The organism is Luteimonas sp. 22616 (genome assembly GCF_052044325.1).
Taxonomy (GTDB): Bacteria; Pseudomonadota; Gammaproteobacteria; order Xanthomonadales; family Xanthomonadaceae; genus Luteimonas.
Map to the genome: position 1 here is coordinate 552,719 of NZ_JBQEMW010000001.1, position 14,050 is coordinate 566,768.

Here is a 14,050-nt window from a genome sequence, read left to right on the forward strand (position 1 = left end):
AGGAATCTCGACGAATGGAGGAAGCTCCGCTTGAGGTACAGAATGACTCGGCGCGCCCTTGTATGCGTAAGCAGCTACTAGCGCCACTCCCACGACGAGCAAGCCAGTAATCCAAGAAACGCGCCGCAATTTCACCATGGCTGTTCCCTCTGGGTAGCAGAAATGCTTTTCCGAGGTCTAACACCTGAGTTAACCCGACCTGCGTAGTGGAGCCAACAACATGGCAAGCTCTACCTGCCATGTTGTTGGTGGAACGAAGCGGGTTCGGGTTGAACGAATTGTTAGCTGTGCACCCGGGCAAGCCAACGAAGAATCTGCTTGCGAAACAATAGCATCGGGAGCGCCATGAACAATGCGACGAAAGCCAAGCTCTGGGGAATACCCCACAACCAACTAGTTTGATGTGCATTGACTGCTGTTATAGCAAATATGATCGGAATTGAATTGATAAGCCATTCTTTTCCGGTACGCCAATAGGCAATAAACAGAATAAAAGAAATAAGCCCCACGATAGGGGAAAGCAACACCGCGACAATGTAGAGCTTGTTGTATATAAACGTGGCTGCGATTACCGCAAGAGAAATCAGACAAACCCAGGGCGCGGACTTGGCGAACTTTGCTGCAGATGTCATAGGAGATGTCGGCACAGCTAACGCCTGAGTTAAGCCGACTTGCGTAGTGGAGACAAACACATGGCAAGCTCTTTCTGCCATGTGTTTGGTGTAACGAAGCAAGTTCGGCTTGAACGAATTGTTAGGCTGCACCTGCGCGCTTTTGCTTGGCAAGCAACGCGGCAACAAATGCCCAGCCCAACACACAAAACGCAACAACAGCGACGGCGATGCTAAACGCCAACCAGACTGAGCCACGCGACCCGCTGAAGTTTAGCGCGAGATTGCCGGCAAGCGCGATGGACACAGGAAGCCAGGCGGCCGATGCGGCCAGCGACAACAGTGAGGCATGACGGGCGGCCGTGGCGGCGGGGCTGAGCCGAACAGCAGCGCCAGCGATAGCGCACAGAGGCACCGCAGCCAGCAGATTTCCGAGCGGCAGACCGCCAGGAAGCATTACGCCAAGGTATGACGCGCCAGAAACAAGCGAAAAGACGGCGAACGCAGCGGCAGCTAACAGCAATGCGACGATCATCTTTTGCACATACCGGAAGTGTCTGTTGTGCAGCCTAACGCCTGAGTTAAGCCGAGCCGCGAAGCGGCTTCGGCTTGAATGAATTGTTAGGCCTTAGCGTATCCATGCATTGGTCTGCCCCAAATAGCAGTTGCCGCGCATTGCCAAATGGCCACCAGCTACTTGCGTCTCAAAGCCGTGGAGCTTGTCACCTTGCCGTAGCTTAGCGCGAAGGTCCGGCCAACCCAGTTCGTTGAGCTCTGGCAGAGCGGCCCGACCGACAACGACAGCCGGTCCGAGTTTGACAACATTGGAAGGCAACGGGTCGCAACTAAGAGACTCGACGGGCGGCGACGGCGTAGCGAAACGCCAATAAGCGATTCCGCCCACAACCGCCAAAACAATTAGCGCGACGGTCCAAGCGACGATGCGGAGGGCTTTTGGCTGAGTTGCCACTGAAATAGGTCTAAGGCCTAACGCCTGAATTAAGCCGAGCCGCGAAGCGGCTTCGGCTTGAATGAATTGTTAGGCCTCGCCCTCACGGCGATTGCCTCGAAATTCCGCAACCATGTTTGCGCGCCCAATATGTGGCCACTGAAGCTGCGACGAAGCCTGCCGCAGCAGCCCAACCAATTGCACTGAAGTAGGAAGGATTGTCTCCGTGCATGAGCCGCTCTAGCAGAGCCAACGCAACACCTGCGATGGCGAAAACAAGCGAGAAGCGGCGCAGCCAGAAGTTGAAAAGAATGCCGGTCATCGATTTCCTTTCGTGCGAGGCCTAACGCCTGAATTAAGCCGACCCGCAGCACGAACAACAGGGAGCTGGCGCGCTGGCCGATACGGCACGAATGCCGAAGCCGCGAAGCGGGTTCAGCTTGAATGACCTGTTAGGGCGAAGTGGCTCTGCGATCCTGGCAGGCCCCCAACCTGCGGCTCCCCAGCCACGCCCTGTTGGCCGACATTACCACCAGCCGCCGGTCGACGCTTTACCCGCGCAACGCCAAGGCGTGCCCTGGCCGAAGCGCGCCATGTACGGGCTGCAGGGAACGAAAGCGGGAGAGAGCGAAGCCAGCGCGCGGCCGAAGAAGCGCCTATGACGGACGCGCAGCCACTGCGGCCTAACGCCTGAGTTAAGCCGCGCCGCGAAGCGGCGTCGGCTTGAATGAATTGTTAGGTGGCTGAGCTAGCGGAAAGCAAAGCTTCTAACACGATCCATGTTGCAACTGAAAAACAACCCAATGCACCCACGTCAACGGCCATGTCTATCCAGCTCTGTTTGTTGATAAAGCACCAGATCCGATAAGTCTTGGACTTATGGTGATTGTCGCACTCCGAGTCACCTCTAGATTCAAGTTGCTTGGCATAGGCGCCGCGGTACATGTTCCAAGCTGCCCACTTGTTTAGGAACGAAAGAAATATTTGTAGCGCAACCCCAACGACAAACAAGGTAACGATGGTTTTTAAGTGTGGTGATCTTGAAATAGTCTCCGGCGCATCTTTGCTTAGAAGGAAGAGAACCGGCGCACCAATCCCGTATGCAACTAGCCAAGAGCGTAGAGTCTTGGAGTACTCGGCGTAGTTGACAAAGTGTCCGTCGTAGTCGCTTGTATCTTGACCCACTGGTATCTCCCCTTGCCACCTAACACCTTGAAATAAGCCGACCCGCGAAGCGGGTTCGGCTTGATTGAACTGTTAGGCCGCCGGCCGAAGAGACGACGCCCCACCGCGGCGAACTTTACGACAGATCTTGCCGAAGGACGCGCTTGCACCGGAAGCGATCTGGAGGGAGCAATGGCAAGCCCGTCCGTGAGCCAGCGGCTTGCGCCAGGGACTATCCAGGCCAGACCGACTGCGATCTTGTCTGGAGTGACAGGCTTGCGCCGTGCACTGTCAGGCGCACCAAAACCGCACAGCCTTTGATGTGTCCCGAGCGGCCTAACGCCTTGAAATAAGCCGACCCGCGAAGCGGGTTCGGCTTGATTGAACTGTTAGGCCGCCGGCCGAAGAGACGACGCCCCACCGCGGCGAACTTTACGACAGATCTTGCCGAAGGACGCGCTTGCACCGGAAGCGATCTGGAGGGAGCAATGGCAAGCCCGTCCGTGAGCCAGCGGCTTGCGCCATGGGCTATCGAGGACAGACCGACTGCGATCGTGTCTGGAGTGACAGGCTTTCGCCGTGCACTGTCAGGCGCACCAAAACCGCACAGCCTTTCATGTGTCCCGAGCGGCCTAACGCCTGAATTAAGCCGAGCCGCGAAGCGGCTTCGGCTTGAATGAACTGTTAGGGGCTATGCGACCGGTAGATCAAGTTTGACGCCAAAGTGTCCTTGGTCTGTCCGAGATCGACGCCACCCACCTACGATCATTGCATCACACCTACAGACTATCCGCTCATGCCCGAGTTGCTTGAGTTGTTGGCGGTAAGAGCGAGCGTCTTTGCGCGACAAGTAGCCAACTGTACGGCCTGCGATGTCCACGCGCACTGCCAGGTCATCGTGAGGATTTGAATCCTCCAGATACAAGACTGCTTCCGTTTGGTGCTCGGCACTGTCCTCTGTGCGACCGCCACAGATCGCCTCAAGCGCATCTTGATACTTGGACTCGCCGACAATGTCGAACTCGTAAGTGCCGGGCCCGGGGAGATGCCCTTGCACCGAAGGCGAGAGACTTCTGCCAAAGCGGCCGCGCAGTAAGAAGTATGCGACGGCTGCTATGGCCAAGATTACGAGAATGCTGGACATAGCCCCTAACACCTGAGTTAAGCCGACTTGGCCCGCGTAGCGGGACAAGTTCGGCTTGAACGAATAGTTAGGGCGCCGGCGACAGAACTACCTGAGCCCGTTGCAGGAACGGTACGCCAGCCGATTGCCACGCAGGGCTTGCCCAGAGACAACTCGGCAATGGGCCGCCCAGTGGAAGGCCGCCAGCCTGCGGCTTGCACCTGGAGTTCTCGGGAACGAAGCTGCGGCGCGACGGCCTGGTGCGGCAGGCTTGCGCGAGCAAGGTAACGTTGCTGCGACCACACACCGACCATGGGATGCCTCAGCGAGCGCCCTAACGCTTGAGTTAAGCCGAACCGCGAAGCGGTTTCGGCTTGAACGAATTGTTAGGTGCCTGCACGCGATAGTAAATCACTGGCGGCAAAAGCACCGAGGTACAAGCAGGACTGTGGATGCCTACGCTCTTGCTGGATGGATTGAGCGGATAGAAGTTATCAATACTCTCTGGAGCCGGCCGAAGGATCGCCAAAGATGGTGCGCTCACGCGGGAGACCGGCATGGCGGAATACACCCTAAGAAATGCAGAAGATTGGCGAGCATGGTGAGTGCAGGACGAGCCCCAAGCTGATGATAGTGCTGCGAGATTGTCTGGGCTAACGGGCCCAACAACGGATAGCCAAGTCAGGTTGGAGGGTAGTGGGCGTGGGAGATGGTGCTCTACCGATGCCCAGAAATCCACCAGCCCGGTAGTGCAGCTACTGCCGTCAATTTGGAGCCCGGCTCCGTTTTGAGAGGCCGCAACTCGAACAGACACTGGACAACTCTCCGAAGCGTGGGCCGCGCCGCAGAATCCGAATGCTATGGCTGCAAGAACTAGGAGTCTCATCAAAGGCACCTAACACCTTGAAATAAGCCGACCCGCGAAGCGGGTTCGGCTTGATTGAACTGTTAGGCCGCCGGCCGAAGAGACGACGCCCCACCGCGGCGAACTTTACGACAGATCTTGCCGAAGGACGCGCTTGCACCGGAAGCGATCTGGAGGGAGCAATGGCAAGCCCGTCCGTGAGCCAGCGGCTTGCGCCAGGGACTATCCAGGCCAGACCGACTGCGATCTTGTCTGGAGTGACAGGCTTGCGCCGTGCACTGTCAGGCGCACCAAAACCGCACAGCCTTTGATGTGTCCCGAGCGGCCTAACGCCTGAATTAAGCCGCGCCGCGAAGCGGCGTCGGCTTGAATGAATTGTTATGCCACAATGCCGTTGAGCATGACTTGTACTCTTTTCAGCTCGCTGCCAACTTGGGTGAGCTTGTATAGACTGCACTTACGATAGCGGGACTCGATTAGCTTTGCGACAGACTGCAGGGTTTCTTGTGTGGCCGCGCTGCCGACAGTTACTGACTCAAGCTCTTCTGGGTAGAACTTGTAATCACCGTACTGCTTATCGCCATCGAATTCGCGCCACATGACCGTGCGCCATTCCTGCTGATATGACCAGTGGTGCTTTTTAGTAAAGCAAATGGCGTCGATCGTGGCCTCTTTGAGCGCCCTGGTGCCTGCGTAAAGCAAAAAATCGACTCCGGATCCGACGACCGGTGCGTGCTCAGAGTACTTCACTGGCTTTGCCGCAAGTAGAGGAGTGTCCAGACCAGGGATGTGCCGAAACCCCAGAACGCATCCCTTAAAGTTGTCTGCGTAACTCGCCCAGAGCGCATCGTTGTCAAAGATTGGAGCCACGCAAAGAACGCGAGCCGTTGAAATGAAGCGGTCGTTGAAGAACTCTCTTAGGGCAGACTCAATTCTTGAGTCGGATGCCTCTGGAATCTCCCCTAGCTCCGTAATTAGCGCGCTCGGGCTCATTCCGGTGGAGATGAGTAGTCGTGTCATGTCTAACAGCAAGCGAGAGCTTGGTGTCAGCTCGTAATCTCGGATTGGAAACTCTCCCAAGGCTGCTTTGACCATGATCTCGGGAAAGGTCTTTGCTACGTCGGAGATGCTTGGCTCGAATCGCGGCATGCGTTTGAACTCTGCCGGATCATCGAACTTGAAGGGGCTGGACCATCTCAAACGCGAAGTCTCCAGCACAATCAATGCTGTGCTGGCAGCGGTGTATTTATAGAAGAGCTCAGGATGCGACACAGTGTCCAATTGGGGCATAACGCCTGAATTAAGCCGCGCCGCGAAGCGGCGTCGGCTTGAATGAATTGTTAGGCCTCATGCTGAGACTCGGCCCGACGATATGCAACATGGGCCAATGGCTCCAAAGGTGCAGGCACGGGAACAGTAAGGTGCTGCTCGTCCAGCTGCCACTGTGCCGGTAAGTCAGCGATGACCTCGGCAGCGGAGCAAGAGCAACTCTCCCATGCCCGTTCCGAAGGAGGCCCGTCGTACTCGAAGCGGAGCCGAAGGGTCTTTGAGGCTGTATCAGCCTCGATTGAGGCTTGGCGCAACTCAACGTGCACCTCACCGAGAAGTGCTCGCTGGAGTGAGAGCAACAACATTGGACGGTCGAAGGTGTCGCTCATGAGGCCTAACACCTGTTCGGCCCTTAGATCGAGGCGTTGCACCGAGTATGCCCCTGGATTCCATCGTTGCCAATCGGGGAAATCCTACGCGAAATCAGTGCTTTGGATGATAGACGTATGACGTCGTGAGGCGCAGTCTGCCGTTGTTATCAGTCCATGGAAGGGCCGTATGAATTACAGGAGCAATCCAGAGGGTGTAACGGGGAAAGTCGGTCCGCCGATGTTGCTGGATCAGGTTCGGCAGCGGTTGCGGGTGAAGCATTACAGCATGCGCACGGAGCAGGCGTATGTGGGATGGATCCGGCGTTTCATCCTGGCCAACGGCAAGCGGCATCCGCGCGACATGGGGGAGCGCGAGGTGGAGGCGTTCCTGACGTTGTTGGCGACGAAGGGCAACGTCGCGGCGGGAACCCAGAATCAGGCGTTGTCGGCATTGCTGTTCCTCTACCGCGAAGTGCTGAAGCTGGAACTGCCGTGGATGGAGAACGTGGTGCGCGCCAAGCGCCCGCGGAGGATTCCGGTGGTGCTGTCGCGCGAAGAAGTCACGCGGCTGCTGTCCGCGCTGGACGGACAGCTCTGGCTGATGGCGGCACTGTTGTATGGCACCGGGATGCGCCTGATGGAATGCATCCGCTTGCGGGTGAAGGATGTCGACTTCGGTCGCGGCGAGATCGTGGTGCGGGACGGGAAGGGCGGCAAGGACCGGCGCGTGCCGCTGCCGATGCGGTTGCGTGAATCCTTGCAGGCGGCGATCGAGCGCGCCTGCCTCTTGCACGCGTCCGACCTGGTCGATAGCCTGGGCGAGGTCTGGTTGCCGCATGCGCTCGCACGCAAGTATCCGAATGCCGCGCGGGAGACGGGTTGGCAGTATGTGTTCCCTTCGCCGCAGCGCTCGGTCGATCCGCGTTCGGGGAAGATGCGCCGGCATCACGTCGACGACAGCGTGCTGCAGCGGGCGGTGCGGGCCGCGCGCAAGCTCGCCATGATCGACAAGCCCGCCACCTGCCATACGCTGCGGCATTCGTTCGCCACGCACCTGCTGGAAGCTGGCCACGACATCCGCACGGTGCAGGAACTGCTGGGCCACAAGGACGTGGCGACGACGCAGATCTATACCCACGTGCTCGGCCGCGGCGCGGGTGCGGTGCTCAGCCCGCTCGACCGCTGATCCATGACCGCTGATCCATGCGATGGAGTGCGTGCCGTCAGCGGCTGAAGCGCCAGTGCCAGGGTTCGTAGACGATGCCGTGCGGATTGTCGCGCGGATAGCTCATCGCGAAGCCATGCTCGCCGGCATGGCGCTCGAGCCACTCGAACGCAGCCGTGCCTTCGAATGACTCCTCGGCCGGCGGCTCGCCCGGGGCGCCGATGTCGAGCGCGAGGCCCGCGTGGTGTTCGGAATAGCCCGGTGCGGCGTTGACGGTCAGGATCTGCTCCACGTCCTGCCCGCGCGCGCGCTTGCGTTCGAAGATGCCGAGCTGGTAGTCGTGGCTGCGGTAGCCGGAGATGGATTCGAGCACGATGCCGTCGCGCAGCGCGGCGTCGCGCAGGTTGCTCCAGGCGCGCGCGGCGTCGACGTGCAGCCACAGCGGGCGGCGGAAGCGGTCGAAGCCGGCGAAAGACAGCCATGCCGGCTCGGCGACCAGCGTCAGGCCAGTGCGTCTGGCATAGGCATCCGAATCGATGCCCAGCTGTTCGAGGCGCGCCTCGAGCCGGTGCAGGGGCAGGGTGGGGACGACGTCGATGCCGGGTCGCGCGCGTGCGGGTTGCAGGTCGAGTGCGCCGAGGGCGTCCTTGATGCCGGGCTCGCGCATGACGTGCGGGACCAGCGGAAGCAGGCCTTCGGGCAGGTCGGCGGCGAGATACCGGCCGTCGCGCTTGCGCCGAAGCACGTGGCGCGCGCGCGCGATTGCGCGGGCATCACGATTGCCATGTGCGCGCAACAGGCCGCCGGGCCAGAGTTCGATCTCCGGCGTGTTGACCAAGACTTGGGGCTGCCCGCGCATGCGAAACAGATTAGCGGCGCGCGCTTGCCGGTGCCAGTTCCTGCAGGCGTTGCAGCAAGGCCTGCGGTTGGCGCGGCTGCAGCAGCAGGTCATAGCCCTGGGTGGTGGGCAGGTACAGCACGCGCGGGCCGCTGGCCATCGCCACCAGCGCCTTGTGGCGATTGCGCAGACGGAACCAGCCGCTGCTGAACCCCGGCAGGCGCGTCCCGTTGGTCTTGAGCAGGGGCTTGAGCTCGGTGTGTTCATCGAGGTCGATCACGCGTGCCTGCCGCAACTGCAGTTCGTCCCAGCCGAGCTTGCGCGCGTAGAAGGTGGTGGCGATGCCGAGTCCGCCGCCGTCGAGCGTGATGTGGTGTCGGCGCAGGGCGCGGCCGATGAACCAGTGGACGGCCAGGCAAAGGACGAGGATGCCGACGACGACCACGGTATTGGTCAGCCACGGACTGTTGCCGATCAGCAGCTTCGGCCCGGGGCCGTTGCCGGCGAATGCGAGCGCACCGAGTGTGATCGCGACCGGCAGCGCGACGGCCAGCAGGAACAGCCACAGGCGCGCGGTGGAGGAGGCTGGTTGCAGTTGCCAGGCGGGCTGGGATTCCATGGGCGGCCTCACGGTCGGAATGATGCCGCGTTCATTGCGGCGCCTGCGCCAGCAGCGGCGCGAGTACGTGCAGCACGATGTCGGCGCTGAAGTGGCCCAGCATGGCCATCTCGATGCCGCGCTTCCAGTACAGCCAGCCGAACACCAGGCCACCGATGGCGTTGAGCGCCACCGTGCGGACCACGACGATCGTCGACAGGCCCCATACCTGGTTCGCAGCGGGCAGGTGGCCGGCGCCGAACAGCAGTGCGGCGATGACGATCGCCGACCAGAACATCGCTTCGCGCAAGGGTCTGCGGCCCGCGGCCGCGCACAGCCAGACCACCAGCGTCATCACGAACAGGCGCAGCTGCAGCTCCTCGACGATGCCGCCGTAGAACGAGGCCAGCAATCCGTGGAGCGCCGAGGTGCCGGCACCGGGAATGGTCGGCGGATGCAACGGTTTGGGCAGAAACGGGTCGAGCACGGCGCTGGCGGCGACGATGACCAAAGCGACCACCGCGCCAAGCAGGATCGAATGCAGCGGCCGATGTTGTTTCCAGTCGAATCGCTCGCGCTGCACCAGCGCGCGCAGCAGTGGGCTTCCGAGGCCCACGCGATGGCCCATGCGCAGCCCGAGGAGCGTAAGTATGCCGATCAACACCAGCGCCTGAAGCGCCTGCGCGGCAGCCAGCACCGGGAACGACACGGGAATGTTTTCGAAGGCCTGCGGCGTCAGTTGCCGCAGGTAAGGCAGCACCGCGATCGTGCATGCGCCTGCGAGCACGCCCCAGATCGCGGCGATCTTGACGTCGGGTTTCCATGGCGCTGCGTGTCGTGCAATGGGTGCGATCACGGCGTGGTCCTCATTCCGCGCCATGCGCCTGGATCCACTTGGCAACATCGGCGATCAGCGCCGGGTCGACATGGCCGGGCTGCTGGTACTGCGCCAGCCCCTGTTCGCCCTCGACCGCGATGCCGAAGTGGTTGAGCGTCGGATACAGCTTGAACTCCACCTTCGGGTCGTCGTGGAAGCCGCCCTTCCAGCGCTGCCAGTCGGCGTCCACCACCTGGATGTCCTGCGCGCCCTGCAGCACCAGCATCGGCAGCGCGACGGCCTTGGCTTCGGACACCGGGTCCACGGCTTCGATGCTGCGCCAGTAGGCAACGGGCTGCTGCATCGGCGAGTCCGCGTCGGCCACGTCGCCACCGGCGCGAACCGCGGCCACCTGGCCCTTGAGTTTGGCGATCGCAGCGGCTTCGGCGTCGCTGGTCTTCGCATCGTCGAGCACGGCCAGGCGGATGTTCTGTTCGATGAGGATGTCGAGCAGCGGACGCGCCGGCGCCGCAAGCAGGACCAGCCCCGCGACGTGCCCGGATTGCGCGGCAATCCGCGGCGCCATCATCGCGCCCTGGCTGTGGCCGAGGACGAACACGCGCGCCGGATCGATGCCGGGCGCCTTGCGCAGCGCTGCGACCGCGGCGACCGCATCGTCGGTGGTTTCGCTGTCGATGGTGACCTTGCCATCGGCGTAGTCCTGCGGCCGCGCCTTGCTGCGCTTGTCGTAGCGCAGCACCGCGATGCCTTGCGCGGCCAGGCCGCGGGCGATGTCGAGGAAAGGGCGGTTGGGGCCGACGGTCTCATCGCGGTCCTGCGGGCCGGAGCCGTGCACCAGGACGACGGCGGGCACGCCGGCACCTGCACCGTTCGGCATCGCCAGCGTGCCGGGCAGGGCGCGTTCGCCGCTGCCCACGGCGAAGTCGCGTTCTTCGTAGCCGGCTTCCGGGTCCACCGCCGGCGCCTCTGCAGCCGGCGCCGCGGCGGGCGCGTAGCGCAGGCCAGCCACCTTGCCTTCGCCATCGACGGCGATGGTGGCGTCGATACTGGCCTGCTCGCGATGGATGCGGATCACGACCACCGTCATGCCGGGCTGTTCCGACACTTTCGGTGCATCGCGGCTTTTTTCCGCGCCGGCGGCGGCGACCTGTTCCTGCACCGCGGCGAGCTTGCCGACGTCCAGGGCGGCTTTCATCTGCGGCGAGAAGTCGGCGGTCGCGGCTTCGTACTCGCCGGCCTCCATGTGGTCGAGCAGGCGGGTGGCGATCGCCATCGCATCGGCGTCGTCCACGGCGGCTATTGCCGGCATCGTTGCCGGCAGGCAGAGCAACAGCATCAACAATATCCTTTGCAGGTGTCGCATCTCAGTTCTCCTTCTTGAGGAACATCCGCAGGGTGTCGGCGTAGTGAGCCTGCACGGCCGAGACCAGTTCCCAGCCCTGCGCGCCGAGCTTGTCGAGCTCCGACTGGGCGCGCTCGGCGAGCTTGCCGCCGAACATCTGGTACGGCAATTCGACGACCTTGTATTGCCAGCGCATGCTCATGTGTCGTTCTCCTTGTTTCCTGTCGCGAGGTCAGCCTTCTTCGGCAGGCGGCCGGCCTTGCGCAATGATTCGCGCAGCACGTATTCGATCTGCGCGTTGAGGCTGCGCAGCTCGTCGTCGGCCCAGCGCTGGGCAGCGGCCAGCACGTCGGCGTTGATGCGCAGCGGATAGGCCTTCTTGGCACTCACGGGCGGTTCCGTGCCTTGCGTCGCGCGGCAAAGATCGACAGCAGCACCGCCACGATCATCGCGTTGACCAGCACCACCATCGCCACCACCACCAGCGTTGCGCGGCCACGATCATCGCCCGCCCACCACAGGCCGGCGGCCGCGGCGAGGCCGACCATGCCGACCATGTCCATCAACCGTGCGAGCCGGCGGTCGAGCACGGCCTTGCCGGGGGAATCCGCAGCGGGCGCATTGTCCTTGCGCCGTGCCGGGTTGCGGCGCAGCATCCGCGCGATCGCGAACGCCGGCAGGCTCGACAGCGCGAACACGATGGCGGGAAGGTTGGCAGTGCCCACGGCGACCTCAGTACAGCGAGCCGGCATTGAGGACCGGCTGGGTCGCGCGGTCGCTGCACAGCACCACCAGCAGGTTGCTGACCATGTTGGCCTTGCGCTCCTCGTCGAGCTCGACCACGCCGTTCTTCTGCAGTTCGTCGAGCGCCATCTCGACCATGCCGACGGCGCCGGCGACGATCCGCGTGCGCGCGGCGATGATCGCGTTGGCCTGCTGGCGCTGCAGCATCGCCTGGGCGATTTCCGGCGCGTAGGCGAGGTGGCTGATGCGCGCATCGAGCACCTTCACGCCGGCGTCGGCCAGGCGCTCGGCCAGCTCGTCGCGCAGGTGCTGGCTGATTTCGGCGGCGTGGCTGCGCAGCGCGACCTGGCCTTCCTCGTGCTGGTCGTAGGGATAGCTGGTGGCCATCGTGCGCAGCGCGGACTCGGACTGGATGTGGACGAAGCTCTCGTAGTCGTCGACGTTGTAGACCGCCTCGGCCGAATCCACGACCTGCCAGACGATCACCGCGGCGATCTCGATCGGGCTGCCGTCGAGCTCGTTGACCTTGAGCTTGCCGCTCTCGAAGTTGCGCACGCGCTGGCTGATCTTGCGCGCGCCATAGAAGGGATTGTTCCAGCGCAGGCCGTTGTCCTTGACCGTGCCGATGTACTTGCCGAACAGGCTCAGTACCGCGGCCTGGTTGGGCTCGACCTTGTACAGGCCGAGCAGGCTGAGGAAGGCGATCGCTCCAATCAGCAAGGCGGCCAGCATGAGCAGGCCCGCGGCCAGGACGTTGTCCGAGGCGGAACCGACACTGACGGCAAACAGGCAGGCGGCGAGGATCGCCAGCACCAGCACGCCGAGCAGGAACGGGATGCCGGGGAGGGAGCGGATCGGGTTCTCTTTCATGGTGGTCTCTCGTTGTCCCCAGTGGACGATAGATTGATATCAAATTGATATCTATTTTGCAATAGATGCCCGACGGCAACGCCGTAGGTCGGGGCTACGCCCCCGACGCCCAGGTCATCGCAGTCCGCCTTCCTCGACGGGGCATGGGCAAAGGGTTCTTGTATGGGAGCGGCTTCAGCCGCGAGTTCTTCAAGACTCGTGTCCGGGCGGCTCCCGCCGGAATCTTGCGGTCAGCCGAGGGAGCGGCCATGACCGCGGTGGTTCGCAGGAAGACCCAACGCAGCCATGGCCGCTCCCACGGCAGCAGAAGCTGCCGGGGCATGGCCGAGGTCTACGAACCCGGGTTGAGGTACAGCAGCGGCGCCGGCGCGAACTCCCCGGTGGCGTAGAGGCCGCGACCATTGGCATCCCAGCCCAGCGCTTCGGCCTGCGGCAGCCAGGGCAGGTCGTGGACGGCCGGCTTGCGCGCCACGGCCTGGGCCCAGGATTCGTCCCCACGGCGCTGGTACAGCAGCACCTCGTTGTAGGTCATCACCGCCAGGCGGCCGCGGTCGGGGGCGATGTCGGCGGCGGTGACCTGGTGGCGGATGCGGGCCATGCGCTTGTTGGCGCGCAACGCCTCGGCGTCCGGCACCGGTACGCCGGCCAGTTCGCCCAGCTTGCGAGCGACTTGCAAGCCATCGCCGCGTGGCCGCAGCGGCAGCGCGAACAGCTCCGGCGGGGTGCGCTTCTTCGAGATCAGCAGGATCTCGCCGCGCTGTGCGTCGACCGCCACCGCCTCGCAGTCGCGTGCACCGTCGGGCCAGCGGAAGGCGATGGACCAGGCCGGCTCCAGCGGCGCGCGCTGCGCCACCTCGTCGAGCGATGCCGGTTCCTCGATCACGTGCAGCTGCAGGCTGCGGCGCAAGCCGCCGTTGTCTCCGGTGTCGGCAACCAGCAGGTAGTGGCGGCCGTCGAGCTCGAACGCGGCGATGTCTTCCCAGTCGGTGTTGGCCACGCCCGCAACCGGGAACGTTGCCTGCAGCCCGCCGCGGATGCCGACCGCGAACAGCCGTGCGTCGTTGCCGCCGTCGTCGTGCATCCACAGCACGTCCTCGTGCACGCGCGATGCGGCCAGCCCGCTGATCTCGTCGAGCCGCGCGTCGAGCAGCATGCCCGACAACTGCGCGAACGGCGGCGGTTGCGCGGTGCAGGCAAGCAGCAGCGACGACGCGAGCAGCAGCGTGCACAGGCGGTGGCTGGGGCGGCGGACGCTCATGGCACCAGCATCGCACGGCCCCGCACCGGCGCGAAGCGTCGCAGC

The 14,050-nt window shown here is 63.0% G+C and carries 15 protein-coding genes; 1 reads left to right on the top strand and 14 read right to left on the bottom strand.

Going from position 1 to position 14,050, the window contains the following annotated elements:
• Positions 1-281: 281 nt before the first annotated feature.
• The 5 genes from ACTJIL_RS02585 to ACTJIL_RS02605 form a co-directional block, all read right to left on the bottom strand.
• Positions 282-734, bottom strand: a complete 453-nt coding sequence (locus tag ACTJIL_RS02585; protein ID WP_440754035.1) for a hypothetical protein — start codon at positions 732-734, stop codon at positions 282-284.
• Between the two features lie 19 nt (positions 735-753).
• Entirely contained in the window at positions 754-1,155 is a 402-nt protein-coding gene (locus ACTJIL_RS02590) for a hypothetical protein (RefSeq protein ID WP_440754036.1), read from the bottom strand.
• Positions 1,156-1,663: 508 nt separating this feature from the next.
• Entirely contained in the window at positions 1,664-1,882 is a 219-nt protein-coding gene (locus tag ACTJIL_RS02595) for a hypothetical protein (RefSeq protein ID WP_440754037.1), read from the bottom strand.
• A 413-nt stretch (positions 1,883-2,295) separates the two neighbouring features.
• The gene (locus ACTJIL_RS02600; RefSeq protein ID WP_440754038.1) at positions 2,296-2,745 is read right to left on the bottom strand and encodes a hypothetical protein; all 450 of its coding nucleotides are present in this window, start codon (positions 2,743-2,745) and stop codon (positions 2,296-2,298) included.
• A 2,345-nt stretch (positions 2,746-5,090) separates the two neighbouring features.
• Positions 5,091-5,993 carry a DUF2971 domain-containing protein gene (locus ACTJIL_RS02605; RefSeq protein WP_440754039.1) on the bottom strand — a complete coding sequence of 301 codons (903 nt, stop codon included), beginning with the start codon at positions 5,991-5,993 and terminating at the stop codon, positions 5,091-5,093.
• A gap of 546 nt (positions 5,994-6,539) precedes the next feature.
• Here ACTJIL_RS02605 and ACTJIL_RS02610 point away from each other — a divergent pair.
• Positions 6,540-7,538, top strand: a complete 999-nt coding sequence (locus ACTJIL_RS02610) for an integron integrase (protein WP_440754040.1) — start codon at positions 6,540-6,542, stop codon at positions 7,536-7,538.
• A gap of 37 nt (positions 7,539-7,575) precedes the next feature.
• Here the strand turns inward: ACTJIL_RS02610 and ACTJIL_RS02615 are convergent, their stop codons facing one another.
• The 9 genes from ACTJIL_RS02615 to ACTJIL_RS02655 all read right to left on the bottom strand — a co-directional run bounded on the left by ACTJIL_RS02615 (position 7,576) and on the right by ACTJIL_RS02655 (position 14,005).
• Complete coding sequence (locus tag ACTJIL_RS02615; RefSeq protein ID WP_440754041.1) at positions 7,576-8,376, bottom strand: M15 family metallopeptidase; 801 nt, start codon at positions 8,374-8,376, stop codon at positions 7,576-7,578.
• 10 nt (positions 8,377-8,386) lie between these two features.
• Complete coding sequence (locus tag ACTJIL_RS02620) at positions 8,387-8,974, bottom strand: hypothetical protein (RefSeq protein ID WP_440754042.1); 588 nt, start codon at positions 8,972-8,974, stop codon at positions 8,387-8,389.
• A gap of 31 nt (positions 8,975-9,005) precedes the next feature.
• Entirely contained in the window at positions 9,006-9,809 is an 804-nt protein-coding gene (locus tag ACTJIL_RS02625; RefSeq protein WP_440754043.1) for a CPBP family intramembrane glutamic endopeptidase, read from the bottom strand.
• 10 nt (positions 9,810-9,819) lie between these two features.
• The gene (locus ACTJIL_RS02630; RefSeq protein ID WP_440754044.1) at positions 9,820-11,154 is read right to left on the bottom strand and encodes an alpha/beta fold hydrolase; all 1,335 of its coding nucleotides are present in this window, start codon (positions 11,152-11,154) and stop codon (positions 9,820-9,822) included.
• A 1-nt stretch (position 11,155) separates the two neighbouring features.
• Positions 11,156-11,335: a DUF4177 domain-containing protein gene (locus ACTJIL_RS02635; protein ID WP_440754045.1), complete on the bottom strand. Its 180-nt coding sequence runs from the start codon at positions 11,333-11,335 to the stop codon at positions 11,156-11,158.
• Positions 11,332-11,523 carry an Arc family DNA binding domain-containing protein gene (locus ACTJIL_RS02640; RefSeq protein WP_440754046.1) on the bottom strand — a complete coding sequence of 64 codons (192 nt, stop codon included), beginning with the start codon at positions 11,521-11,523 and terminating at the stop codon, positions 11,332-11,334. The genes ACTJIL_RS02635 and ACTJIL_RS02640 overlap by 4 nt, the downstream gene beginning before the upstream one ends.
• On the bottom strand, positions 11,520-11,858 hold the full coding sequence (locus tag ACTJIL_RS02645) for a hypothetical protein (RefSeq protein ID WP_440754047.1): 339 nt from the start codon (positions 11,856-11,858) through the stop codon (positions 11,520-11,522). Before ACTJIL_RS02645 ends, ACTJIL_RS02640 begins: the two co-directional genes overlap by 4 nt.
• Positions 11,859-11,865: 7 nt before the next feature.
• Positions 11,866-12,747: an SPFH domain-containing protein gene (locus tag ACTJIL_RS02650; RefSeq protein ID WP_440754048.1), complete on the bottom strand. Its 882-nt coding sequence runs from the start codon at positions 12,745-12,747 to the stop codon at positions 11,866-11,868.
• A gap of 331 nt (positions 12,748-13,078) precedes the next feature.
• Positions 13,079-14,005 carry a hypothetical protein gene (locus tag ACTJIL_RS02655; protein ID WP_440754049.1) on the bottom strand — a complete coding sequence of 309 codons (927 nt, stop codon included), beginning with the start codon at positions 14,003-14,005 and terminating at the stop codon, positions 13,079-13,081.
• Positions 14,006-14,050 lie beyond the last annotated feature (45 nt).